Origin of the sequence: Enterococcus sp. DIV0755b, from assembly GCF_051713765.1 — a bacterium.
GTDB lineage: Bacteria > Bacillota > Bacilli > Lactobacillales > Enterococcaceae > Enterococcus_C > Enterococcus_C canintestini.
Window position 1 is genome coordinate 868,001 of record NZ_JBIOQN010000001.1, and the last position, 24,404, is coordinate 892,404.

Below are 24,404 nucleotides of genomic sequence, written 5' to 3' on the forward strand. Positions count from 1 at the left end.
TACCGCAGATTAAAAGCGCTGACAAAGTTTAAAGCATCATTTGTGGTAAAATAAAAAACTTATTCAAAGTAGTCGCAAGTCACGATCCTTTGAATAAGTTTTTTGCCGATTGAAAGAAAGTCACTGCAAATAATGGATTTTGTTATTCGTTACCTTCTGTAATCAAACGTTTGGCGATAAAGTAGTCCCCTTCATAAGGTGTATCTTCGCCATTGATTTTTTGGTATTCATCTACCCCTTTGCCTGCGATTACAACGGCATCCTCTGGTTGACTTACTTGTAGCGCAGCAGCTATTGCTTTGACGCGATCCATTTCAAAGTGGACTTCTAATTGCGCATTCGTGATATGAGCATTGATTTCTTCTGCAATTTTTTTTGGATCTTCAAACGCCGGATCATCGGCAGTTAAAAAGACGATATTTGCATGTTCTGACAATGCTTTACCAAAGTCGGCACGACGTGAAATTGCTTTGCCGCCGGTACTACCTAAAACCACGATGACGCGTCCAGTTGGGTGTTCTCCTTGGGCAAATTCCAGTAATGTTTTTAAACTTAAATAATTATGGGCGTAATCAACATAAACACTAGCGCCATTTGTATTTAGTAGATGATCCATACGCCCAGGAACACGAGCACTCGCTAAAGCGTCTTTTGTCTCTTTGACATTTGCGCCTACAGTTGCTGCGGCTAAAAGGGCTGCAGTCGCATTTTCTTGGTTGAAATCACCTGCTAATTGAATACTGTATTCATCTGAAATTTGCAATTCATCTTTTGCACTTACAACAGTAAAGTGTTTATTTTTGCCACTAGTCACTAAGTAATCGGCATTTTTACGCCCGTAAGAAAGGTAAGGTGTTTGCCACAGTTCACAGTTTTCTTTTAACAGCTCAAAATAGTCACTGCCGGCATTTAAAATCATTTTTTTTGAATGACGCAACAATTGGCGTTTGCAATAAAAATAGTCATCAAAAGTCGGATGTTCAATCGGACTAATGTGGTCTGGTGAAATATTTAAAAAGACACCCACATCAAAAGTTAAACCAAAAACACGCTCTGTTTTATATGCTTGGGAAGAAACTTCCATCACCAAATGCGTCATGCCGTTTGTGACAGCTTGCCGCATCATTTGATATAAATCTAAAGATTCCGGCGTGGTTAAATGGGATTTAAAATAAGTTTTACCATCTAATGAGGTATTCATTGTCGACAATAAAGCTGTCTTATTTCCAGTAGCTTTTGCTAGTAATGCGTGGGTGAAATAAGAGGCAGTTGTTTTACCTTTTGTACCTGTAAAAGCAACAAGCTGTAATTCTTTTTGCGGGTAGCCATAAAAAGCCATCCCTAAAAGCGCCATTGCTTTTTTGATATCCGTAACAATAATGGCACACTGAGCATTGACTTCAAAAGGTTCTTCGGCAACATAAACCTCTAAGCCATTTTCAAGTGCACTTATTAAATATTCCACTTTAAAATTTAGACCCTTACAAAAAAACAAGCTATTATTATCTACTTTACGGGAATCGTAGGTTACAGTCTTAAATTCTTTTTTAGGTAAATTTTTACTTGTTAAATGCCAACCAGTTGGCGTAATCATTTCTTTTAATAAGTCATTTTGCAGTAAAATTTCACTGACTTTTTCTAATGTTAATGTCATGGCTCAAGCCTCACTTTACATTTTTCTTCGGTTGTATTATAGCATTAAATAAAGTGGGTACCAAACTTCAGGAAAAAAAGGAACTATTATGACGAGATTTTCTGAGGTGTTGTAAAACCATTAAAAATCAGCAAAAAAGATTGCTCATGGTTGCTTTTGTAAGTAAAATAGAACATATGTCTTGAAACCAATAGAAAGTAGAGAAAATAAATGAGTGAAAAATTCGTGGCACAAACGGAACTATCCACTGAAGAAAAAATGGCTAAAGGTTCCACGTGGTTAACGATTGGTAATATCGGTTCGCGGCTTTTAGGCGCCATCTACATTATGCCTTGGTACTATTGGATGGGCGAACATGCCAATCAAGCTAATGCTTTATTTAACATGGGGTATAATTTTTATGCCTTGTTTATGATGCTTTCCACTGCCGGGATTCCCGCTGCAATTGGAAAACAAACGGCCTACTATAATTCTTTAAATGAATATGCAACGAGTCGAAAATTATTGCATCGCGCCTTACAAGTGATGGCTGTTTTTGGTGTTGTTGCGGCCGCTACAATGTACTTTTTGTCTCCTTGGCTTGCGGGTATTTCCGGTGGCGGCAAAGAATTAATTCCAACCATTCGCTCTTTGAGTGTAGCAATTTTAGTTATTCCATGTATGAGTGTCATTCGCGGCTATTTCCAAGGCCAAAATGAAATGAAACCTTTTGCAATTTCGCAAGTGCTGGAACAAGTGGCGCGGGTATTTTATATGCTACTAGCGACCTTTATCATTATGAAAGTTGCCAAAGGTGAATATACTACCGCCGTAACGCAATCAACCTTTGCTGCTTTTATCGGGGCTATTATCAGTATTTTAGTCCTAGTCTATTACTTGAGAAAAGATAAAGTACGTATGGACTATCTAATTGAACACAGTGCCAATAATGTAAATTTAGATGCCAAAGATTTACTAATTGAAACAGTTAAAGAAGCGATTCCATTTATTATTATTGGTTCTGGGATTACTATTTTCAAATTAGTTGACCAAGTTACTTTTGTACGGGTGATGGGCTCTTTTACCGCTTATTCTCAAAATCAGCTAACTTCTTTATTCTCTATTTTTAGTGCCAATCCTGATAAATTAACGATGGTTGTTATCGGTCTAGCGACTTCGATGGCATTAGCCGGCTTGCCGTTAATCACAGAAGCCAAAACAAGAGGGGATCATAAAGGACTAGCCAAATTAATCAGCAATAATTTACAATTATTTGCTTTTGTTATGTTTCCGGCCACATTTGGGATGATTGTTTTAGCTTATCCTTTAAACACTTTATTTTATGCGCCAAGTCATTTAGGGGCCAGTGTTTTAATTGAAGCGAGTGTCTCCGGACTTTTTCTTGGCTTATATATGATGACCTCTAATATGTTACAAGGGATGTATGAGAATTTATCGGCCATTGGCTATTTTCTGATTGGTCTTTTAATCAAAATACTTGTACAGATTCCTTTGATTATGGTTTTTGAAGTCTATGGGCCACTATTAGCCACAATGATTGGTTTTGGTGTGACATGTGGTTTAAATCTATATAAGCTACACAAAATTTCTCGTTTTAACCGGATTTTGACATTCCGCCGGACAGTGCTCATTTTTATTATGACCCTTGTGATGACGGTAATTGCTTTTATTATGCGCCAATTAATGGGCTTAGTCTTAAGTCCTGACAGTAAACTACAATCGTTTGTGATGATTTTAGGCGTAGCCGCAGTGGGTGGAGCTAGTTATATTTTTATGGTGTTACGCGTTCGACTAGCTGATAAACTCTTAGGTGCGACTGCCGAAAAAATTCGCCGGCGCCTGCATATGTAATAAATAATGAAAATATCCTTTCCCAGTCAAAAAGTTTCTTAATAACAAATGGCTTTAAGGGGCATTTTTACTGGAGAGGATATTTTTTACTAATTTTTAACCCGTCTTTTCAGGCGGGTTATTTTTTTATTGACTTTTATAAACAATGGATATATAGTTAGTTACACAAGTAACTAACTAGTTAAGTTGATGTAAAGTAGAGGTGAAAGGAATGGAATTTGACTATTCCGGCACAACCCCCTTATTCCAACAAATTGCCGAACAAATTGAAGAAGGTATTTTAAATGGTTCCTTTAAAGAAGGAGAACAAATTCCTTCTACAACGGAAATTTCAAAAAGTTTTGCAATTAATCCTGCGACAGTTTTAAAAGGGATGAATGTTTTGGTTGAACGGGAATTGATTGAAAAGAAAAGAGGAATTGGCATGTTTGTGTTAAGTGGTGCCCAACAGAAAGTAAAAGAATATCGTCGCGAACTTTTTTTGACAAATGAAGTTGGACAAATTGTGGCAGAAGCAAAAAAATTAGGTATTACAGCTGAACAGTTAAAAGAACTGATTGAAAGAGGGTATGAGGCATGAGTTTAGTAATAAATCAAGTTAGTAAGACATATAAAGAAAAAAAAGCATTAGATCAAATCAGTTGGAAAATTGAACCGGAAAAAATTTATGGATTATTAGGCCGTAATGGTGCTGGTAAAAGCACATTACTAAATATAGTTGCCAACCGCAGCTTTCAAAGTGAAGGTACAGTGACATTAGACGGAACAGTTATTACCGATAATGAAGGAGCATTAAATAAAATTTATTTAATGTCTGAAGATAACTTGTATCCTGGTAATTTAAAAGTAAAAAAATGTTTTCAACTTACAGCAGCTTTTTATGGGAGTTTTGATTGGAATTTGGCACAAGAAATGACAGTAGCTTTTGAACTGAATCAAAATATAAGCTTACGGAGATTATCCACTGGTTATAGAAGTATTGCCAAGCTGATTATGGCGCTTTGTGTGCCAGCAGACTATATCTTTTTAGATGAACCTGTCTTAGGTCTAGATGCAAATCATCGGGATTTATTTTATCATTATTTATTAACAGCCTACGCCAAACGTCCGCGGACGTTTGTGATTTCAACACATTTGATTGAAGAGGTAGCTAACTTATTAGAAGAAGTTATTATTTTAGATGGTGGCAAAGTGTTAAGAAAAGCTACTACAGAAGATATTCAATTAGCAGGTAAAGTACTTAAAGGTCCAAAAGAGGCTATTGCAGCTCTTATTAAAGAGCTACATGTTATTGGGCAAGAAGAGTTGGGTGGTATGACAAGTGTCTACGTTGAAGGTGAGATACCTAAGAATTTACCATTAGATGTAACGGTAGCACCTTTAAATTTGCAAACGTATTTTGTTCAATTAACCAAAAAGGATGTGGCTTAAGATGAAATTAAAAGCAGCAATTCAATACAAATTATCGGTTCAATGGCGTTCGATGTTGATTTATTTAGGTTTTTTCCTTTTGTTTGCGGTAATTTTTCCCTTAATTCCTTTACTATTATCAGATGGTATTACAAATGTTCAAGTCGATTTAATGATTCCTTCTATGATTTATATGATGCTTTTATCGGTTACTAGTGTCGGGCAGGATTTCAAGTTGCTTATTCAATGTGGTACAGCTCGCATTCATATTTTTTTGGCTAATCTAATTGCTAGTTTAATTTTGACTGTTGGTATGAGTATTGTTTTACGATTACTATTTTGGTTGTTTGACGGTCGCTTATTACCCAATTTTCATTTGGGTTACCCAGTTATTTCCATGTTAACGCAAAATGAATTTTTACCAACGCAATTTTTATTAGTGGTATTTCTATTTTTAGCGAGTGTTTTAGGTCTAGTGGTTGGTGCTATTCTAGCCCGTTTTGACGGCTATTTCCGTTTAGCGATTGGCGCTGTGTCTTTAGGTATTGTAATTTTAGGTGCCATTTTATTTCAACTATTGCCGGCTGCTCGTGCACTAGCGGTTATTAATTTTGTTAAAAAGCTAATTGGTTTGAGCGCAAATGGTTTTAATGTTTGGCAATTTATAATTTTTATTTTTAGTATTAGTTTAATCTTGTTGGCAGTGGTCTATGTTTTAAATCGGCGCCAAGAAGTAAAACGATTGAATGCGTAAGGCAGCTTTTTTGGAAATAAGACGGAATTCCCCAAAAATTTGAAAAACAATTTTCGGGAATTCCGTATTTTTTTTTGAAGTTGGTCGCTTCTGTCACAACATTTTTAAAAGCGATTATCTTGAAAATATTGTGTTTTTTCACCATAAAATACCGGTAATAAATCTGATAAAGTCCCCGCTAACTTTACCTGAGAAAGTTCTTTTTCCGGTAACCAAAATACCCTTCCTTCTGTCATCACTGTAGGCTCGGTTGTAACTTGGGACGAAAAAATACCACACAATTCACGACTACCATCTGATTTATTTAGCCATTCTGCAATTCCCATTAGTTTTGGTACGATGATGAGACCTGTCTCTTCTTTAATTTCTCTTATGACAGCTTCAGTCATGGATTCTGTCGCTTCGACATGACCACCGGGAAATGTCCATCCGGGCCAATCTTTTTTCTGGCGATCTTGGATTAAAACTTCATTACGCTGATTACGAATCAGACACATACACGTTAATTGGACTGGAAAACTTCTTGTCATCTTCTCACCTCGACTTTTACTGTATAATAGTTTTGACAACTTGTGAATAAAGAAAATACGAAGATGCTATTTTTAAGGAGGCTCCCTCTTTAAAGCTATGCTGCTTTTTTGGGGAAAGTCGATTGAAGTAAATGAAGTAAAAATAAGACTTAAAAAGATAAGTGGAGGAACTGATGCGTTTAGATAAGTATTTAGCCGATATGCAGATTGGTAGCCGTAAAGAAGTAAAAGGGTATATTAAAAAAGGTTTGGTACAGGTTAATGGTGCCATAATCAAACAAGACAAGTTTCAGGTGAACCCTGATGAAGATACGATTTTGTACCAAGGAGTGAAAATTTTATATCAAAAATATTTTTACTATATGCTAAATAAGCCAGCGGGTGTGATTTCTGCCACAACAGATAAACAACAAAAAACAGTGATTGATTTATTGCAACCGGCTGATTTTAGACCAGATCTTTTTCCAGTTGGGCGGTTAGATAAGGATACGGAAGGTTTTGTGTTGTTAAGTAACGATGGTGAGTTAGCTCATGAACTTTTATCCCCTAAAAAGCATGTTGAAAAAGAATATTTTGCTGAAGTTGCTGGTGTAATGACCAAAGAAGATGTGATCGCTTTTGCAAAAGGATTAACATTGGATCAGGGGGAGAAGGCATTACCAGGGAAATTGCAAATTTTAAAAGTAGATGAAGTAAACAAAACTTCGGAAATTTCTTTAGTGATTTCTGAAGGGAAATTTCACCAAGTCAAGCGGATGGTGCAAGCTGTTGGTAAAAAGGTAACTTATTTAAGACGTGATCGTATTGGGGCAGTTTGGTTAGATCCTGCTTTAAAACTGGGCACTTATCGTCCGCTGACAGAAAAAGAAATTATTGCCTTAAGTAAAAGTTAAAAAATAAACTACTAAATGGAAGTGCTGTCGGCAAATACAGCACTTTTTTTATTGTCAAAAAAGAAAATTCTATAGTAATTTCTAATCTTTTTATGAAAAAGTTAGTATTTATGTAATCTAAGTGAAATGTTGCAATCTAGTTGTAAATAAAAGTGTTTTCATTACAAAAGACAGTAGTTGCTGAAAATAAACTGTAAGTTTGTTGTCATCCTTTTCATGAAAAAACGTGCTAAATTAAGCAAGTCAAAAAAACGAAAAGGGGTCATTAATTGAAACTCAAAAAAACAATTTTAACAATTTCACTTCTCGGAAGTTTATTCTTTTCAGCCACAGCTTTTGCCTCAGAAAATACTGATAAATTAGCAACTGTAAAAACTGATGTAACACAAACTGAGGCTAAAATTAACGATTATAAATCACAAATTCAACAGTTACATGCTGAAATTGAAAATAATGAAACAACAAAAGCAACTTATAGTGAAGAGTTGGATGAAGAAATCGCGACATTGGCTACAATTAAAGCAGAATTAACTGAAAAACAAGCGCAACAAGAAGAAGTAGAAGCATCATTTTTAGGTACTTCCCTTGACTTATTCCAAGGTCTCCAAGGAAAAGAGCAAATTAAAGCGCAAGTTACAAAGCTAAAAGAAAAACAAAGTAATCAACGTATCGAAGTTGCCACTTTACAAGGTAAAATTACCCAAGTGGAACAAATGAACCAAGAGCTAACAGATAAAATCGCAAAGTTGCAACAAACACAAGCTACGGCAGAAAAAAATGTTGCGGAAAAAAAGGCGACGATTGTCACTTTAACAGCAAAAGTGAAAGCAGAAGAAGAAAAAGCTGCTAAAGTAGCTCAAACTGGTTTTGCCGCACCGTTAGAAGGTAGTTTAAACATTAGTAGTCCTTTTGGTTGGCGCCAAATGCCTCTTGGTGGTGGAACAGAACATCATGACGGTATTGACTTAACTGGTTCTACGGGTCAAACAGTAATGGCAGCACGAGATGGCGTGGTAGTGGAAGCGGGATTTGATGCAAGTTGTGGTAATCATGTTATCGTCAAACATGACAATGGTTACTATACTTATTATTTCCACTTAACAACTATTGAAGTCAGTAACGGTGCCAGCGTTAGTGTCGGCCAACGCATTGGTGGCATGGGAACCACAGGGAATTCAACTGGTGTTCATCTGCACTTTGGTGTAGCAACTGGTCTGTGGGAAGGCTTTGTTGATCCTGCTCCTTTGATTGGTGCGTAATAAAGTTATAGAATTAGCATAAAAATTAAAAGTACGAAAGTTATGGCAATCATTTTCCCAAAAAGCAGTTATTGGGAAAACGATGCGAAACTTTCGTGCTTTTTTAGTTGTAATTTGAAGAAATTTGAGGAGCAATTTCATATTATTCCGCCTTAATGCTAAAGAGTTAAGCGCTGCCTTCAGCTTTTCTAGATGTCTAGCAAAATGAACTAGCTCTCAGCGACAATAAGCTAAAATTTTAAGAAATTTGAAAAACAATTTATTAAAATTCTATCTTATTGCTTGAGAGCTGAACGAGTTCATTTCGCTTTTCTTATGTCCATAAGCCTGGAGATGCGGTAATGACTAATTTTTCTTTAGTAAAGGGATGTTCGAGATGCATTTTTTGCGCATGAAGCATTAAACGTGGCGCATTTTCTTTACCATATAGAGGATCTCCGATAATAGGATGGCCGATGCTTTTTAAATGGACTCTGATTTGATGCGTGCGACCTGTTTCAAGTTGGCAATAGATTTGACTGTGTTTCCCACTTTTGAAAATGGTGACGTGAGTAATAGCTGTCTGACCATTTTTTTCATCGATAATTCGTTTGCGCCGATCGTGACGATCGCGCCCAATTTTTTTGTTAATTGTAGTCGCATGGGCCAAATTGCCACTAACGATTGCTTGATACTGACGGTAAATATGTTTTTGTTCTAAGAGGCGACCTAAAATTGGTAAGACCAATGGATTTTTAGCAAATAAAATAGCACCACTGGTTTCTTTATCTAAACGGTGCACCACATAAGGGCGTTGTCCTTTTGGGGCAAGATAAGCAGCCACGTCATTTAGTAGCGTATCTTTTTCTGTCGGCTGATTAGGGTGTGTTTTAATTCCGGCAGCTTTATTTGCAACCAGCAGATGTTCATCTTCGTATAAAACATCCACTTTTTTTGCCTTTCCCAAAGCAACTTCTTGATACGTATAATCTTCTGGTTCAATCTTAAGTGTAATACGATCGCCAGCGTGACAAAGCTCATGAAACATGACGTGCTCACCGTTTTTACGGACATTTTTACGAACGCGCAAAAAATGACGTACTTTACGAGGAACTAACCACTCTTTTTCAAGTAGTTCACGAATAGTCATTTCTTTTTGAGCGTTAGGGAGTGTGATTGTGTATTCCATAGTAACCCTCAATTCTTTTTTACATGCTAACTTTTATTATATTTCTTAAATACAGCTTTATTTTAAAAGATATTTAAGAAAAATGTAACGAATTACTGCATTTTCTTTGCTAAAATGTGCTAGATTTAGTTTAATATGCTATTTTCAGTCTAAAGACGCAGGTTAGTTTGTAATTTTCCTGTTAAACTGACACAAATTAAATGAGTGGAGATTGTTATGGATATAAAAGAAATTTGGACAAAAATAAAAGAGGCTTTGCGCACTTTTTGGCAATGGTTAAAGCCTTATTTACAGCAATTTCATCAATGGCGCAAACGAGTTTGGAAAAAATATCACGTCAATAAAATTATCATTTTATTAGGCTTGATTGTCGTACTGGTTACTAGCAGTTATTTATTTTATTTATCCAAACAAGTCGATGTGGATCGCTTGCAATCAGACTTGAAGAACACCACGGTCATTTATGATAAAGACGGCGATACAGCTGGTAAATTGAATTCAGGCAAGGGGACGTATGTGGAGATGGATAAGATTTCTCCTAATATCGTCAATGCTGTCGTTTCAACAGAAGACCGCAATTTTTATAATCACCATGGGTTTGATATTAAAGGGATTGCCCGTGCAGCGGTAAGAGCGGTAATTAATCGCAATACTTCTGGTGGTGGTGGGAGTACCATTACCCAACAGTTGGCCAAAAATGCCTATCTTACTTTAGACCAAACGTTTAGTCGTAAGGCCAAAGAACTGTTTTTAGCGATTGAAATTGAAAAAAAATACACCAAAGATCAAATTTTGACGATGTATTTAAATAATGCTTATTTTGGTAATGGCGTTTGGGGGGTACAAGATGCCTCGAAGAAATATTTTGGTGTGAACGCAAGTGAAGTAGAGTTAAGTGAAGCAGCTACTTTGGCGGGGATGTTAAAAGGACCAAGTATTTATAATCCGATTGACCATCCTGATTTAGCCAATGAACGGCGTAATGTCGTTTTAAGTGTTATGGTGGATAACGGTAAAATTACCAAAGAGCAGGAAAAACAAGTGGAACAGACCAATATCGCCGATTCGCTTTACGATGCTTATGATAATGAAGATACTGGCAATAAATACCCGTATTTTATTGATGCGGTATTAGATGAAGCAGAGCAAAAATACGATATTGACGACTCTGACATTTTAACCAAAGGCTACAAAGTATATACAACTTTAGATCAGCAACAACAAATTCAGATGCAAAATGTTTATGACAACAATAATAATTTCCCTAGTAATGCAGCTGACGGCGCAATGCCACAATCAGGTTCAGTTTCTATGGATCCTAATACCGGCGGAATTCGCGCGTTAGTCGGTCGCCGCGGTGAGCATACTTTCCGAGGTTTTAGTTTTGCAACACAAATGAAACGTTCACCAGGTTCAACGATTAAACCAATTAGTGTCTATACGCCAGCTCTTGAAGCAGGTTATAAGCCAGATAGTATTTTAAAAGATGAAAAAATGAGCTTTTATGATGTGAAAAACTACGATGGCACGTATTCTGGCGAAGTTCCTATGTATCAATCTGTCGCTTGGAGTTTAAATGCACCGGCAGTCTGGTTACTACATGAAATTGGCATTGACAAAGGCTATAAAAAAGCCCAAGAATTTGGTCTTTCTTTAACTGAAAAAGATAAATATTGGGGTGGGGTAGCACTAGGTGGTTTAGAAAAAGGCGAATCACCAATGACGATGGCCGCAGCTTATGGCGTTTTTGCCAATGGTGGCCAATTGTATACGCCCCATGTAATTACTAAAATTGTCGATTCAAAAGGAACGGTGATTGTCGATAATACCAAACCAAAAGGAAAACGAATTATCTCAGAAGAAACTGCTAATCAAATGACCAGTATGCTGTTAGGAACATTTTCAAACGGGACAGCAGCACAAGCCAATCCAGGTTATACGATGGCTGGAAAAACTGGTACTACTGAAACAAACTTTGATTCCAGTAAAGCCAATGACCAATGGATTGTAGGATACACACCAAACGTGGTAATTGCTACGTGGTTAGGTTTTGAAAAAAGTAGTAAAGAGCATTATCTATCAGGAACTAGTGGGGATGTAGTCGGAAAAATTTTCCAAGCCGAAGCTGCTAATATTTTACCTTATGTAAAAGAATCTGGCTTTGCCGTAGCAGATGCCTATCAAACTAACGGTAAAGTAGTCGCCGCAGATGAAGTTAACCGCGATCAAAATAGTGAAACGGATTGGAATAAAACGATGGATGATTTTGCTGAAAAAGCCAAAGATGGTCTAAGCGAAATTGGTGGTAAAGTCAAAGAAGGCGCAAAACGAGTCTTTCAAGATATTTGGGGCAGATTAAATGGTAACTAAAGTTTTTATGTTACAATAAATCATATCAAATAAAAGTGAGGTTACAAGATATGGCGAACATTTATGACACAGCAAATCAATTAGAACGTGAAATTAGAGAATCACAACAATTTGGTGATTTAAAAGCATCTTTTGAGCGCTTAAAAGAAAACCAAGAAGCCCATGCTTTATTCCAAGAATTTCAACAATTACAACAAGGTCTGCATGAAAAAATGATGTCAGGCGAAGAAATTTCAGAAGAAGATGCAAAAAAAGCCCAAGAATTAGCTGAACGGGTGCAAAAAGAAGATTTAATTAACGAATTAATGCAAAAAGAACAAGCGTTTAGTGCAGTTGTTAATGATTTAAACCGCATTATCATGGGCCCTGTTCACGAATTATATAACTAAAAACGAAGAAGAGGTGTGACAAAATATTTTGTCATACCTCTTTTTTTGCAAATAAATGGTGTTAAAGCAGCAATTTCTTTACCTTCTAGACCAGAGAAAAAATTTTTTAAGTTGACTGTGACGGGATAGTCAGTAATGTTGGTTTACAGGAAAAATATAGTTCTTTTTTGTTTTTACGCCAATCAATTTTCATAAGCTATGCCTTTTTTTAGTGGTTTTGTAGAAGAACGTTTAATCAATTTAACAGAAATTTGCTTATCGACAGGTTTTATTCCGGTTTGTAACCATTTTAACAACAATTGGGCCGCAGTGGTTCCAATCATTTTAAAATCTTGCAAAATAGTCGTTAGCGCCGGATCAAAAAAACGAGCCGCTTGGGTATCATCAAAGCCGACTACAGCTAGGTTCGCTGGAATTTGCCAATTTTGCTGACGTAACTGTTGAATCGCACCTAAAGCAAAAAGATCATTCTCACAGACAAGGGCAGTGACTTCATTTTGTAACAGATAATGGCTTAAATCAGAAGCGTTCAAATAAGTATCTTCTAAGTGACTGTGAAAGGGAATATTTACTTCTGCTAAAGCACGCAAATAGCCAAAGTAGCGCTGGCGGGTAGATTGCGGGTGGTGTTTGCTACCAAAATAATAACCAATTTTTTTATGACCTAACTGAATTAAATAATTAGTCGCTAAATAGCCGCCGCGTTCATTATCAGCTGTGACTGCTGGAAAAGGTAAATCGTGAACTTTTTTGTCTAAAATAATCGTAGCAAAATTTTGGGCAGCTAAAGAAAGTAATAAATCCAGATGGGCTTCTTCATCTCGTGGATAGTACAAAAGGCCATCAAATTCGGCCATGATAGCAGTGGCACTACGTTCAGTTAAAAAATCATAATTTGTCAAAAAAACATCAATTTTTTCGGCTTGAAAAACCGCCATGACGCCTTCACTTAAAGGAGCAACTGATAGTTCAGTACTTTCTTCTAAAGGTAAAACTAGTAAAATACGCTGGGGTTGTTTTTGATTTAATTCGTTTACAAAGCTACCACTTCCTTGAATGCGGGTAATGAATCCCTCTTGTTCTAAATCTGTCAGCGCTCGTTTGGCGGTAATCCGGCTGACGTGATAATCAGCGGAGAGGGCTTTTTCAGTGGGTAATTTACTTCCAGGCGGCATCATTCCGGCTAGAATTTTTGCTTTTAAATCTTTTTTTATTTTTTGATATAAAGGCTGCGTCATTTTAGGCACCTCCTAATAACTTTGAATTTTTGATATATTCTATTGCCATAATAGCATATTTTTTTTGAAGCAGGATAATAAAAAAATATTCTGAAAGCGTAGACATAATTGAACTATCCAAGTATAATCAAAATATAAATTGATATATCAAATTTAACGATAGTTATAGTATACGCTGCTAAAACGCTTTAGAAAATACAGAAAGTAAGTAGCGTTCATTATTAAGGAGGAACGATATGTATTACGGTGGTATTGAAGCTGGTGGGACAAAATTTATTTGTGCTGTCAGTGATGAAAAACAAAATATTGTAGCCAAAACAAGTGTACCAACGACAACACCTGAGGAAACTTTGCAAAAAACATTTGAATTTTTTGATCAATACGAGATTAGTGCAATGGGGATTGGTTCATTTGGACCGATTGGAATTGACGAAAGCAAAGACAATTACGGCTATATTCTGGCGACGCCCAAACCAGGTTGGTCTGAATTTGATTTCTTAGGACAAATGAAAGAAAAGTATGATATTCCTTTTGTGTGGACGACAGATGTCAATGCGGCAGCTTTTGGCGAGTTGAAAAAAGGCGCAGCACAAGGGAAAAAGAGCTGTATCTATTTAACGGTTGGAACGGGTATTGGTGGTGGTGTGGTCATAGATGGTAAAATTTTCTCTGGCATCAATCATCCTGAAATGGGGCATATTCATGTAAAACGTCATCCAGATGACGATTATGAAGGGACTTGTCCGTATCATAAAGACTGCTTAGAAGGGTTAGCCGCAGGGCCTAGTCTTGAAGGTCGCACTGGCATTAAAGGTCAAGACTTACCTGAAGACCATCCGATTTGGGAAATTCAAGCTTATTATATTGCCCAAGCATTAATGGCGTATGTCCTAACATTAGCTCCAGAACGGATTATTTTAGGGGGAGGTGTAATGAATCAAGATCATCTATTAATGAAAATCCGCCAAAGTTTTGTAGAACAAGTTGCAGGTTACGTGGAAACACCGCCTGTCAGTGAATATATTGTTCGTTGGGGCTTACCAAACGAAAGTGGTATCATCGGCTGTTTGTTATTGGCTGAAGATGCTGTGAAAGCAAAATAAAACACCAAGTCAAACAATTTTCTTTCTAATTAGCATATTAGTTGCTGCGGAGAATTGTTTGGCTTTTTGATTGCTTTTTTTTAGGAGCTGGCTCAATTAAAAGGCGAACAAATTTTCGTATTTAAGGTGACGAGATAAGTAAGAAATGTTATGATATAAAGGAATCTAGCAACTTTATCAGGATTAAAAAAGTTTGTTTTAAAGGTAGATTCCATTTTTTAATCTACGCAATAGCAGTTCACTACTGTTTTGAAATTATAGAAATAAGGAGGGCGTGACCATGCGCTTTATCCACGTCGCCGATTTACATTTTGATCGGACCTTTGAAGGATTGTCCGAAGAAATACCGGTGGATTTTTTAAAAAAATTAAATCAAGCCAATGAAAAAACATTAAAAAATATTGTTACCACAGCGATAGCGCAACAGGTAGATTTTGTCATTTTTGCGGGCGATACGTTTCACCAAATGAACCCTTCTTTGAAAAATCAACAGCTTTTAATGACTCAATTTCAACAATTAGCCCACGCTGAAATTCCAGTTTATTTAATTTTTGGCAATCATGACTATTATGAAGAGAGTCGTTACTGGTTTTCTTTTCCTGAAAATGTCGTTTTATTTGAAACAGAAACAGTCAAAAATATTGTCGCCACCACCAAAAATGAGGAAAAATATGCTATTTCAGGCTTTAGTTACCGTCATCAATATTTAAAAGCAGAAATGGTTAAACATTTTCCCGCGCGTAATTTAGAAGTTGACTATCATCTAGGTCTTTATCATGGGGATATAAATGATGCCAACTTTGCACCTTTTAGTTTAAACGAATTAAAAAGTAAAAATTATGATTATTGGGCGTTAGGGCATATTCATCAACCGACAAAGTTGAGTGATGAAATAATTTATCCCGGTACCCCTCAAGGTCATACGAAAAAAGAACGAGATTTAGGAAATGTATTGTTGGTGGAGCTAGCAAAAAATGAGCTAACTGTTACAAGAATCCCTGTTGCAGCTTTACGTTGGCAAAAAAAGACGATTTCTTTAGCCGACTGTGAAAATAACGCGGCGGTAGTAAGCTATTTAACAAAGCAACTTACGCCTCTGACAGAAAATACCGCAATGTTGTACGAAATTACTTTAGCCAATACAGCCCATTTACAAAATTTTACTGCCATGATAACAAATGGACAGCTACAAGATCTGTTGAATCAGCAGTGGCCTGACTTGGTCTTTGTGCATACTTTAAAACTTGAAGAAGTAAAGGAGAAAATTTCATTGCCTGCTAGTGAGGCTTTAAAAACGCAGTTATTACAAGAATTTAGCCATGAGGAAATTTTTAATGAGGTGCTAGCAGAATTGGCGGCCAATAAAAATACAACAAGATTATTAGCAGATCCTACCTTTCGTCAAGAAGTATTGGCACAAGTAGCTGAGGAGTTAAATCAGCAATTTGAATGGGGGCAAAGCTAATGCGAATTTTAAGAGCTGAAATTACGGGTTTTGGTAAGTATCGCCAACAGCAATTTAATTTTACTGACGGCAACCAATTGTTTTATGGCAAAAACGAAGCGGGAAAATCGACCCTTTACCACTTTATTTTAGCAATGCTATTTGGCTTTCCCATCAAAAGAGGACGAAAACGTGATTTTGAGCCTTTAGATGGAACTAGCTATGGTGGACGTTTAGTTATTGTCTTACCCCAACATGGAGAAGTAACGATTGAACGTTTTAAACAAGTCAATCGCGGGAAAGCTAAAGTCTACTTTGGACAACAGACCGGTGGTGAACAGCTATTAACGCAATTGATTGCACCTTTAAATCGCGAATTATTTGAAGAGGTTTTCACCTTTCAACAAGAACAGCTGTCGCAGTTGGATCGTTTGCAAGAAAAACCACTCCATGATGCTCTAATCTCATTAGGAATCACAGGAAGTAAAAAATTATTAGGCAAGCAACAAGAGTATGTTGATAATGAACAAAGACTATTTAAAGTAAGAGGACAACGACAAGCGTTAAATAAAGCGTTAAAAGAACAAGAACAAATTGCGCAACAAGTTTATCAACAAGAAGCAAAAGAAGCTGCGATGACGGAATTAATGGCCAGAAAACAACAAGATGAGCAACAACAACAGCAACTGACAGCACAACTGCAAAAAGCGCAGCAAGAGTACCTTACTTTAAAAGAACAAGAACGTAGCTTTTCGCAATACGAAGAATGGCAAGCACTCCAAAAAAAATATCCCCGCGATGATTTGGGAGCAGAACCAGAAAAACTACAAGAATTTTACAATCAATATAATCAACTAAATACCCGCTTAGCTCAGGGCAAACAAGAACTTATTGCCTTAAATGAAACCCAAGGACTAACCGATCGCTATCGTTTTTATTTGGAACACGAAGCGCAAATTAAAGGTTTGTTACAAGAACAAGTAGCAGCGGTGCGTTTGACAGATGATTTTCAAAAACAACTGGAAGAACAACAACGTTTAATTGAAGAGGTTACACTTTTAGAAGATACGTATCATTTTCGTGTGGAAGAAGATGCACAAAAAAAAGTTCAGACGACCAAAAAATTGGCCCAACATTACCAACAACTCACAACAGAAATCACAGAGGCAAAACAAGAAGCCAAATGGCAAAGTAAACAAGAAGAACTGATCGCAATTCCCCGACGACAAAAACAACAAGAGCCAAGGTTTGGTCTTAGTACGCTGTTTAGTTTTGGGCTAGCGCTCCTTTTATTTATTGGTGGCTTTTTGATAGGGAATCTGCGGGTTATATTGTGGTTTGTAAGTTTTTTGGCAGTCGCTTTTGGTTTTTACAGTCTGATCCAAAATAAATCTGAGACTGTAAAAGAGGCTAATTTAAAAGAACCCGAGTTGCAAAAAAATAATCTCCAAACTCTAGTAGCTAAAAAAAGTAAAGAGCAAGAAGTAATATGGTCTAAATTGCAACAAGAACTACCCAATCTGACAAACCCGCAAGATTTAGCTGTTGCATTAGTTCAACTAGATAAGGCCGCAGAAGATTATGTCGAAAAAAATAATGCATTGATGCTAGCTGATCAAAAATTAGCGCAATTGGATCAAGCATACGGTGCGCTTTTACAACGGTTTAACTTTTTAGAAAAGTGGCTACCACAAGAAGGGCGAGATATTGTGCAGCGTTTACGGCTCTTACAAAACTTTGCCGATGAAATGCAAGAAGTAAAACTGCAACAAGAACAGCCGACTGCAGCCTTACTTATTCGTCAAAATCAACAATTACAAGAACAGCTAGATAAATTGTTAGCCGAAAATCAGACATTACTGCAAAGTGTTGGAATTACGCAACCTACCGAGATTCCACTGTGGATTGCGCAAATGCATCAAAAGGCTGGTGATTTAGCCCGTAAACAAGAACTAGCCAAACGCTTAACCAAACTTTTCCCTAAAAAAATAACGGCAAGTCAATTAGCAGTAGAATTATCTAACGCAAAAGAGAAAGTCCAAGAAATTCAGCGACTAGATCGTCAGTTAAATCGTAGCCTCCAAAAAACGCAGTTAAAAATTGAGCAGATGCAACGAGATGGTACGCTAGATGAATTACGCCAACGACTAGCTCAAGCCAATAGTAAAGTCTATGACTTGGCTTTACAATGGAGCAAAAATAAATTAACCGCTACGTTACTTGGGGATTTAGCCACAGAGCTTTCGGATAAACAACTGCCGCAATTACTGCAAAAAAGTAGTCACTATTTAGCAATTTTAACTGGCGGAAATTATAAAGCGCTAGATTTTGTAGCAGAAGAACTAACTGTTAAAACAGAAAATAAAGCTTGGAAGATTTATGAACTTTCAACCGGCACGAAAGATCAGGTCATTATGGCAATCCGTTTTGGTTATTTGGCACTACAAGCAAGAATCTTATGTCCGTTAATTATTGATGATGGTTGGTTACATTATGATAGTAGCCGCAAAGAGCAATTAGCTGTACTGTTAAAAGAATTTGCGCAACAGTATCAAGTGATTTGTTTGTCTTCTGACGTAGAAATGGTAAGCTATTATGAGAAGTTACAACAAAAAGTTGTGGTTATAAAATAAATTTGTACCAATTTTTAATGCTAGCCAACTAGAAAAAAGCAGTAAAGGAGATCGCTATGAAAAAATTAAGAGATTTAGCAGTGGATGAAGAATTTCAAGCTTTTCTATTAATCAAAAATGCTGATGTTCGTTTAGCCAAAAATGGCAAAAAATTCATCGCTTTTACTTTCCAAGACACAACAGGTACTATTGATGGTAAATTTTGGGATGCTTCTGAAGAAGAAATTAATAAATTTGAAGCGGGAAAAGTCGTTGCATTACAAGGTAAACGAGAATTATATAATGGCAATCCACAAGTTAAAATTATACACATGCGTCTAGCGCGCCCAGATGAGCCAAGTGAACCAACGCAGTATATGGAAAGAGCGCCTTTGAAAAAAGAAGAGATGGAAGAAGAAATCAATCAAACATTATTTGAAATCATTAATCCCCATTGGAATCGCATTGTGCGCTTTTTATTAAATAAATATCAAAAAGAATTTTTTGATTTTCCAGCAGCTAAGCGCAACCACCACGCTTTTGCTGGCGGGTTGGCTTATCACACGGTTTCCATGTTACGTTTAGCTAAAGCAATTGTAAAAGAATACCCTGAATTAAATCCGTCTTTATTATATGCGGGGGTTATTTTACATGATTTAGGTAAAGTAATTGAATTATCTGGTCCTATGTCAACTGAATATACATTAGTCGGAAATCTAGTGGGTCATTTGGTTTTAGTAGACGAGGAAATCACTAAAGCATGTATTGCATTGAAATTTGATGAAAATGAAGAAGATATTGTCGTTTTACGTCATATGGTGTTAGCTCATCATGGCCTGTTGGAGTATGGCTCTCCTGTGCGCCCGCGAATTATGGAAGCGGAAATTTTACATCAAATTGATAATTTGGATGCTTCCATGCAGATGATGTTGACTTCTTTACGCCAAACGCAACCGGGAAATTATTCTGATCGGATCTTCGGAATGGATAATCGCAGTTTTTATCTTCCAAAAGATGTTTAATGTACTTGGAGCAATGAAAAAGCTTGTTTTGATGGTGTCTTTTAAAAAAGATGCTGTTTAAAACAAGCTTTTTATATTTTTATATAGTCATGTTCTGTAGAAAATAACGTTAGCTTTCTTAAACTTTTTATAAGGGAATAGAAAATTTTCTGGTAATTTCAGTAAATCAAAAATTACTATGTTATCTTTTTTGATAGAGGATTGGTAAAGGAGATTTAGTGTTGTGGAAAATAAAACCGGCTTAAGTTTAGCTGAAGTAGAGTTACGAAAAGAACGAGGCTTACAAAATAATTTTACAGAAAGTGCCACCAAATCAACAGGAGCAATTTTTTATGATAATTTGTTTACGTTATTCAATTTTTTAAATCTATTAATTGGTATTTGTTTGTTTTTAGTTGGCGCTTATAGCAATATGTTTTATTTGCTGATTATTTTCGTCAATATTACAATTGGAATCTATCAAGAAATTCATGCCCGCAATCTGGTACAGAAACTTTCCATTGTAAATAAAAAGCAAGTTCGTGTTATACGCGATGGGATTGAATTGGCGTTAGACTCTACGGAATTAGTAATGGATGATTTAGTCAAACTAGCTGCAGGTGAACAAGTTCCTTCTGATATGGAGGTAATTTCGGGCTTTGCTGAGGTCAATGAAGCGATGCTGACAGGAGAGTCAGATTTAATTGGTAAACAAGCAGGAGCAGCATTGTTATCGGGGAGCTTTTTAGTTAGTGGCGAAGTTTTCGCTCGAGTGATCCATGTGGGAAAAGACAATTATGCCGTAAAATTAACCAATGAAGCAAAAACCCATAAACCGTTGAATTCGGAATTGATTAGAGCGATTCGACAAGTGTCTAAATTCACGAGTTTTGTCATTATTCCTTTTGGTATTTTATTATTTTTAGAAGCGTTTGTTTTACGTTCTAGTGGTGTAAAAGAAGCGGTAGTGGTTTCAGCAGCAGCGGTTTTAGGCATGTTACCCAAAGGACTTGTTTTATTAATTAGTATCGCGCTGACAACTGGGGTAACCAAATTAGCCAAAAAAAGAATTTTGGTGCAAGACATGTATGCAATTGAAACATTAGCACATGTCGATACCCTTTGTTTAGATAAGACTGGAACGATTACTGAAGGAAATATGCGGGTCTATAAACTTCATAATGTGGATGAGAATTATAAAGAGCAACTGCCGGCAATTATTGGCAGTTATTTAAAAAATAGTACCGATAGTAATGTAACCATGCAGGCCTTACGGGATTATTTTCCTGAAACTACAAATTATAGTGCCAGTGACATCACACCATTTTCTTCAGAGCGTAAATGGAGCAAAATGAATTTAGAAACAATTGGAACAGTATATTTAGGTGCACCAGAGCGCGTCTTGGCAGACGATAATATTCCTCCAGTGGTTTTTAACGCCCAAGAAAATGGCTTACGCGTATTGGTGATTGCGGTAGCTGAAACCTCAGAAACTAATATACTTAAGCGTAAGGCAATTGCTGTTATTGAACTTGAAGACATCATTCGAAATAATGCCCAAGAAACATTGGCCTACTTGGATCAAGAAGGTGTCGCATTAAAAGTCATTTCCGGTGATAATCCGGTCACGGTGTCAAATATCGCCAAACGTGCTGGCTTGCCGAATTATGATAAATATATTGATTTAACCACGTGTCAAACAGATGAGGACGTGAAAGCTGCAGCATTGCAGTATACAGTTTTTGGTCGCGTAGCACCTCATCAAAAGAAATTATTAGTCCAAGCATTAAAACAAGCGGGTTCTACTGTGGCGATGACTGGTGATGGCGTCAATGATGTTTTAGCTTTGCGGGCAGCAGATGTCAGTATTGCCATGGCAGATGGAGATGCGGCTACACGTCAAATTTCCAATTTAGTCTTACTGGATTCTGATTTTACTACACTTCCCGCGGTTTTATTTGAAGGTCGCCGAGTAGTAAATAATGTCACTAAAGTTTCCGGAATATTTTTCATTAAAACGATTTATTCTTTCTTGTTATCCATTATTTGTTTACTAAGTGTGCAAGCATTTCCTTTTATACCGATTCAAATCACATTGATTGATTTGGCAATTGAAGGCTATCCTTCTTTCTTTTTATCTTTTGAAAGTAATAAACAAAAAGTTACCGGTAAATTTTTACCCACCGCGCTAAAAGCTGCCTTACCAAACGCTTTACTTGTGGTACTCAATGTCTTAGCTGTTACCGTTTTAGCTAGTCAGTTGAATTTGTCACAATTAGAGGCAACTACTTTAATGTATTATTTATTAATTGGGATTAGTTGCTTGGCAGTTATTAAAGCCTGTTTACCACTTAATTTTTTACGTCTCTTTTTAATTATCACGACAATTGGTGGGATTTATGTGGCGGCAATGCTCTTTTCTCACATTTTAGAAATTGGCTGGTTGACGGCTACGACGTTACCATTATTTGCAATTGGCATGTTAGTTAATGGTGTTTTATATAGTATCGTGACGTTGTTGAAAAAGAAAAAAAGTTAGTAAAATCAAAAAAAACCTCGTAGCCTTAGGCTACGAGGTTTTTTAATCTTGAACTTAAAAGAGTCAAACAATTGGATACTGTTATTAATTTGATTCAGCAGTTGAACTTTCTGCTGTTTCAGAACTCTTTGTTTCAGAAGCAGTTGTTGATGAATTTTCAGATTCTTTGGTTGAGCTTGAAGTTTCTTTTGTAGAATCTTTTGTTTCAGCAGCTTCAATAAAGTCGCTTAAGATATTTTGTAATGCTTGATCTTTAACTTTCACGTTAGCATCTTTTAATTCTTGCCCGATTACTTTAGCAGAGAAAGTAGAGTCAGATGCTTTGGTGTTAATCGCAATTTCTTTTAATTGTTTTTTGTAAGGTTCCATGTCGTTACCTTTAGCTTTGTTTTTGTCCATCCGTACAACATAGTAGCTTGTCATCATTGTAGATTGGTCAGTAACAGGAATTACGTCAGAAATTTCACCATCTTTAAGTTTAAAGGCAGCTGTTTTTACATCAGCTGGGACACTTGCTGTTTCTGAATCAAATGAAACTTTACCACCTTTTTCTTTAGTGGCAGAGTCAGTTGAACTCTTCTTAGCAATTTTTTCAAAGTCAGCATCTTTTTTACTTACTTCTTCTTTTAATTTTTTCGCTTCATCTTCACTGGCAGCTGCAATGATGTGGGCATCTACTTCTGGATGGAATGAATCCCAAGCAGTTTTCAAATCTTTATCGGTTACTTTAACGTGAGATTTGATTCCTTTTTCAAGGGCAGCTTGTTGTGTTAAATATTCTTTGAAGGTTTTTTTAGTGAAGCCAGATTGTTCCAATTGTTGTTCAAAGCTATCACCGTAAATTTTTGCTTGTTCATTGTATTGTTTGTCGATTTCTTTTTGGTCTACTTTATCACCGTATTTGTCACCGAAAACTTTTAAAATAATCATGTTACGGATTGTTTGTTGGTTAGTAGACTCATATTTTGCTTGATCGTAGAAATCTGAAACCGTGATTTTTGCCCCTTTCATAGTGGCGATGTCTTGATCTTTAGTGCCACATGCAGCAAGGGATAAAACAGCCATGGCGCTGATAGCGGCTAATAACATTTTTTTCTTCATTTAGTCGAGCACTCCTGTATTTTCAATTTAATTTTCACAAATATTACTATAGCACATTCTGTTTTTAAAAAAAATCACTGGTGTTAAGTTTCAAACAAAATTCACACAATGGTCGCTTTTCTTTATTTTTCCTTAGAGTTTGCTGCCGTATTATCTGTTGTAGGATCAATTGCAGCCAATGCATTCGCATGATTTGTAAGGGTTGTGACTTGATCTTTAATTTGGGTGATGCGCGGTTCTGCCTGAAATTTAAAATCCGTGATATCTTGTTCTAGACCAGCAGTAAAAGCAGGAATAATTTCTTGTGCTGTTTGTTGGGTCGTTAAAAGTGCTTTTTTAAAATTATTTAAACTAGCATTTAAATCTTGCGTGGTTTTAGTGGCCACTTCCAATTCTTTGGTTAGTTTTTCACGAGTTTCATTCCCGCTTCTTGGCACGGTTAATAACGTTCCTACACCACCGGCGATAGAACCTACCACTAATCCTTTTAGAAAGCTTTTTATCATTTAGTTCACCTGCTTTGCAATCGCATCGGCGATAGCTTGCATTTCATCTGGGTTGTGCAAACCTTCATGATCACCAAAATGAACGGAAAAATCATCTGTTTTTTCATAACGTGGAATCAAATGAATATGGGAATGGAAGACAGATTGGTACGCTAATTCTTTATTGTTGTTTAAAATATTTAAACCTTCCATATCAGGAAATGCTGCTTCTAGTGCCCGGGCAATTTTAGGAATGCGGGCAAAAACGGCGCTAGCTAATTCTTCGTCATATTCAAAAATATCCGTAACATGTTTTTTCGGGATAATCAGTGTATGTCCTTTTGTAACTTGCGAAAGGTCTAAAAAAGCGTAGACGACTTCATCTTCGTATACTTTATAGCTAGGAACATCACCAGCTGCAATTTTACAAAAAATACAATTTTCCATGAAATTCATCCTCTCTAGTTGGCTGCGACTATTAATGTTGCATTTTTGCCAAGTTTTATTATCCTTACTTTACCACAATCAGCTAGTTTTTTTCAGCGAAAGACTGTTTTTTGGTATAATGGGGCTTGTTAGCAATGAAATGTTACTACCAAGCTA

Annotated in this window: 20 protein-coding genes; 13 read left to right on the forward strand and 7 right to left on the reverse strand. The window is 36.5% G+C overall.

The window, feature by feature from the left end:
• Positions 1-142 precede the first annotated feature (142 nt).
• Entirely contained in the window at positions 143-1,654 is a 1,512-nt protein-coding gene (locus IGI65_RS04210) for a UDP-N-acetylmuramoyl-L-alanyl-D-glutamate--L-lysine ligase (protein WP_438773319.1), read from the reverse strand.
• A gap of 210 nt (positions 1,655-1,864) precedes the next feature.
• Here IGI65_RS04210 and IGI65_RS04215 point away from each other — a divergent pair, with 210 nt between their 5' ends.
• From IGI65_RS04215 to IGI65_RS04230, 4 genes are all read left to right on the forward strand, one after another.
• Positions 1,865-3,505, forward strand: a complete 1,641-nt coding sequence (locus IGI65_RS04215) for a putative polysaccharide biosynthesis protein (protein ID WP_438773320.1) — start codon at positions 1,865-1,867, stop codon at positions 3,503-3,505.
• A 211-nt stretch (positions 3,506-3,716) separates the two neighbouring features.
• Complete coding sequence (locus IGI65_RS04220; protein ID WP_071865708.1) at positions 3,717-4,085, forward strand: GntR family transcriptional regulator; 369 nt, start codon at positions 3,717-3,719, stop codon at positions 4,083-4,085.
• Positions 4,082-4,936 (forward strand): ATP-binding cassette domain-containing protein, encoded by an 855-nt coding sequence (locus IGI65_RS04225; protein ID WP_438773321.1) that lies wholly within the window; start codon positions 4,082-4,084, stop codon positions 4,934-4,936. Before IGI65_RS04220 ends, IGI65_RS04225 begins: the two co-directional genes overlap by 4 nt.
• A gap of 1 nt (position 4,937) precedes the next feature.
• Positions 4,938-5,669, forward strand: coding sequence for a hypothetical protein (locus tag IGI65_RS04230; RefSeq protein WP_438773322.1), 732 nt, complete (start codon positions 4,938-4,940; stop codon positions 5,667-5,669).
• A gap of 104 nt (positions 5,670-5,773) precedes the next feature.
• Here the strand turns inward: IGI65_RS04230 and IGI65_RS04235 are convergent, their stop codons facing one another.
• Positions 5,774-6,199 carry an 8-oxo-dGTP diphosphatase gene (locus tag IGI65_RS04235; RefSeq protein WP_438773323.1) on the reverse strand — a complete coding sequence of 142 codons (426 nt, stop codon included), beginning with the start codon at positions 6,197-6,199 and terminating at the stop codon, positions 5,774-5,776.
• Between the two features lie 173 nt (positions 6,200-6,372).
• Here IGI65_RS04235 and IGI65_RS04240 point away from each other — a divergent pair, with 173 nt between their 5' ends.
• Positions 6,373-7,092 (forward strand): pseudouridine synthase, encoded by a 720-nt coding sequence (locus IGI65_RS04240; protein WP_438773325.1) that lies wholly within the window; start codon positions 6,373-6,375, stop codon positions 7,090-7,092.
• Positions 7,093-7,361: 269 nt separating this feature from the next.
• Positions 7,362-8,351 carry a M23 family metallopeptidase gene (locus IGI65_RS04245; RefSeq protein WP_071864566.1) on the forward strand — a complete coding sequence of 330 codons (990 nt, stop codon included), beginning with the start codon at positions 7,362-7,364 and terminating at the stop codon, positions 8,349-8,351.
• Positions 8,352-8,664: 313 nt separating this feature from the next.
• On the opposite strand, the gene IGI65_RS04250 is transcribed toward IGI65_RS04245, so the two are convergent.
• Positions 8,665-9,519 (reverse strand): RluA family pseudouridine synthase, encoded by an 855-nt coding sequence (locus IGI65_RS04250; protein ID WP_438773326.1) that lies wholly within the window; start codon positions 9,517-9,519, stop codon positions 8,665-8,667.
• 216 nt (positions 9,520-9,735) lie between these two features.
• Between IGI65_RS04250 and IGI65_RS04255 the strand changes: the two genes are divergently transcribed.
• Positions 9,736-11,889: a PBP1A family penicillin-binding protein gene (locus IGI65_RS04255; RefSeq protein WP_438773327.1), complete on the forward strand. Its 2,154-nt coding sequence runs from the start codon at positions 9,736-9,738 to the stop codon at positions 11,887-11,889.
• A 50-nt stretch (positions 11,890-11,939) separates the two neighbouring features.
• The gene (locus tag IGI65_RS04260; RefSeq protein ID WP_071864569.1) at positions 11,940-12,278 is read left to right on the forward strand and encodes a YlbF family regulator; all 339 of its coding nucleotides are present in this window, start codon (positions 11,940-11,942) and stop codon (positions 12,276-12,278) included.
• 182 nt (positions 12,279-12,460) lie between these two features.
• On the opposite strand, the gene IGI65_RS04265 is transcribed toward IGI65_RS04260, so the two are convergent.
• Positions 12,461-13,516 carry a GntR family transcriptional regulator gene (locus IGI65_RS04265; protein ID WP_438773328.1) on the reverse strand — a complete coding sequence of 352 codons (1,056 nt, stop codon included), beginning with the start codon at positions 13,514-13,516 and terminating at the stop codon, positions 12,461-12,463.
• Positions 13,517-13,752: 236 nt separating this feature from the next.
• Here IGI65_RS04265 and IGI65_RS04270 point away from each other — a divergent pair, with 236 nt between their 5' ends.
• The 5 genes from IGI65_RS04270 (at position 13,753) to IGI65_RS04290 (ending at position 22,215) form a co-directional block, all read left to right on the forward strand.
• Complete coding sequence (locus tag IGI65_RS04270; protein WP_438773329.1) at positions 13,753-14,619, forward strand: ROK family protein; 867 nt, start codon at positions 13,753-13,755, stop codon at positions 14,617-14,619.
• A 280-nt stretch (positions 14,620-14,899) separates the two neighbouring features.
• Complete coding sequence (locus IGI65_RS04275) at positions 14,900-16,084, forward strand: metallophosphoesterase family protein (protein WP_438773330.1); 1,185 nt, start codon at positions 14,900-14,902, stop codon at positions 16,082-16,084.
• Positions 16,084-18,696 carry an ATP-binding protein gene (locus IGI65_RS04280; protein WP_438773331.1) on the forward strand — a complete coding sequence of 871 codons (2,613 nt, stop codon included), beginning with the start codon at positions 16,084-16,086 and terminating at the stop codon, positions 18,694-18,696. Before IGI65_RS04275 ends, IGI65_RS04280 begins: the two co-directional genes overlap by 1 nt.
• 56 nt (positions 18,697-18,752) lie before the next feature.
• Positions 18,753-19,697: a 3'-5' exoribonuclease YhaM family protein gene (locus IGI65_RS04285; RefSeq protein WP_071864574.1), complete on the forward strand. Its 945-nt coding sequence runs from the start codon at positions 18,753-18,755 to the stop codon at positions 19,695-19,697.
• A 223-nt stretch (positions 19,698-19,920) separates the two neighbouring features.
• Positions 19,921-22,215, forward strand: a complete 2,295-nt coding sequence (locus IGI65_RS04290; RefSeq protein ID WP_438773332.1) for a cation-translocating P-type ATPase — start codon at positions 19,921-19,923, stop codon at positions 22,213-22,215.
• Positions 22,216-22,299: 84 nt separating this feature from the next.
• Here the strand turns inward: IGI65_RS04290 and IGI65_RS04295 are convergent, their stop codons facing one another.
• The 3 genes from IGI65_RS04295 to IGI65_RS04305 form a co-directional block, all read right to left on the reverse strand.
• Positions 22,300-23,316, reverse strand: coding sequence for a peptidylprolyl isomerase (locus IGI65_RS04295; protein ID WP_071864576.1), 1,017 nt, complete (start codon positions 23,314-23,316; stop codon positions 22,300-22,302).
• Between the two features lie 122 nt (positions 23,317-23,438).
• Entirely contained in the window at positions 23,439-23,822 is a 384-nt protein-coding gene (locus IGI65_RS04300; protein WP_438773333.1) for a YtxH domain-containing protein, read from the reverse strand.
• Positions 23,823-24,248, reverse strand: a complete 426-nt coding sequence (locus tag IGI65_RS04305) for an HIT family protein (protein WP_071864578.1) — start codon at positions 24,246-24,248, stop codon at positions 23,823-23,825.
• Positions 24,249-24,404: the final 156 nt, after the last annotated feature.

What these genes read in the sequence shown, in the direction of transcription:
- IGI65_RS04275 (WP_438773330.1), top strand. Translation starts at nt 14,900, where the DNA reads ATGCGCTTTATCCACGTCGCCGATTTACATTTTGATCGGACCTTTGAA.
- IGI65_RS04220 (WP_071865708.1), top strand. Translation starts at nt 3,717, where the DNA reads ATGGAATTTGACTATTCCGGCACAACCCCCTTATTCCAACAAATTGCC.
- IGI65_RS04235 (WP_438773323.1), bottom strand. Translation starts at nt 6,199, where the DNA reads ATGACAAGAAGTTTTCCAGTCCAATTAACGTGTATGTGTCTGATTCGT.
- IGI65_RS04255 (WP_438773327.1), top strand. Translation starts at nt 9,736, where the DNA reads ATGGATATAAAAGAAATTTGGACAAAAATAAAAGAGGCTTTGCGCACT.
- IGI65_RS04295 (WP_071864576.1), bottom strand. Translation starts at nt 23,316, where the DNA reads ATGAAGAAAAAAATGTTATTAGCCGCTATCAGCGCCATGGCTGTTTTA.
- IGI65_RS04300 (WP_438773333.1), bottom strand. Translation starts at nt 23,822, where the DNA reads ATGATAAAAAGCTTTCTAAAAGGATTAGTGGTAGGTTCTATCGCCGGT.
- IGI65_RS04270 (WP_438773329.1), top strand. Translation starts at nt 13,753, where the DNA reads ATGTATTACGGTGGTATTGAAGCTGGTGGGACAAAATTTATTTGTGCT.
- IGI65_RS04215 (WP_438773320.1), top strand. Translation starts at nt 1,865, where the DNA reads ATGAGTGAAAAATTCGTGGCACAAACGGAACTATCCACTGAAGAAAAA.
- IGI65_RS04285 (WP_071864574.1), top strand. Translation starts at nt 18,753, where the DNA reads ATGAAAAAATTAAGAGATTTAGCAGTGGATGAAGAATTTCAAGCTTTT.
- IGI65_RS04260 (WP_071864569.1), top strand. Translation starts at nt 11,940, where the DNA reads ATGGCGAACATTTATGACACAGCAAATCAATTAGAACGTGAAATTAGA.
- IGI65_RS04240 (WP_438773325.1), top strand. Translation starts at nt 6,373, where the DNA reads ATGCGTTTAGATAAGTATTTAGCCGATATGCAGATTGGTAGCCGTAAA.
- IGI65_RS04305 (WP_071864578.1), bottom strand. Translation starts at nt 24,248, where the DNA reads ATGGAAAATTGTATTTTTTGTAAAATTGCAGCTGGTGATGTTCCTAGC.
- IGI65_RS04250 (WP_438773326.1), bottom strand. Translation starts at nt 9,519, where the DNA reads ATGGAATACACAATCACACTCCCTAACGCTCAAAAAGAAATGACTATT.
- IGI65_RS04265 (WP_438773328.1), bottom strand. Translation starts at nt 13,516, where the DNA reads ATGACGCAGCCTTTATATCAAAAAATAAAAAAAGATTTAAAAGCAAAA.
- IGI65_RS04225 (WP_438773321.1), top strand. Translation starts at nt 4,082, where the DNA reads ATGAGTTTAGTAATAAATCAAGTTAGTAAGACATATAAAGAAAAAAAA.
- IGI65_RS04210 (WP_438773319.1), bottom strand. Translation starts at nt 1,654, where the DNA reads ATGACATTAACATTAGAAAAAGTCAGTGAAATTTTACTGCAAAATGAC.
- IGI65_RS04280 (WP_438773331.1), top strand. Translation starts at nt 16,084, where the DNA reads ATGCGAATTTTAAGAGCTGAAATTACGGGTTTTGGTAAGTATCGCCAA.
- IGI65_RS04230 (WP_438773322.1), top strand. Translation starts at nt 4,938, where the DNA reads ATGAAATTAAAAGCAGCAATTCAATACAAATTATCGGTTCAATGGCGT.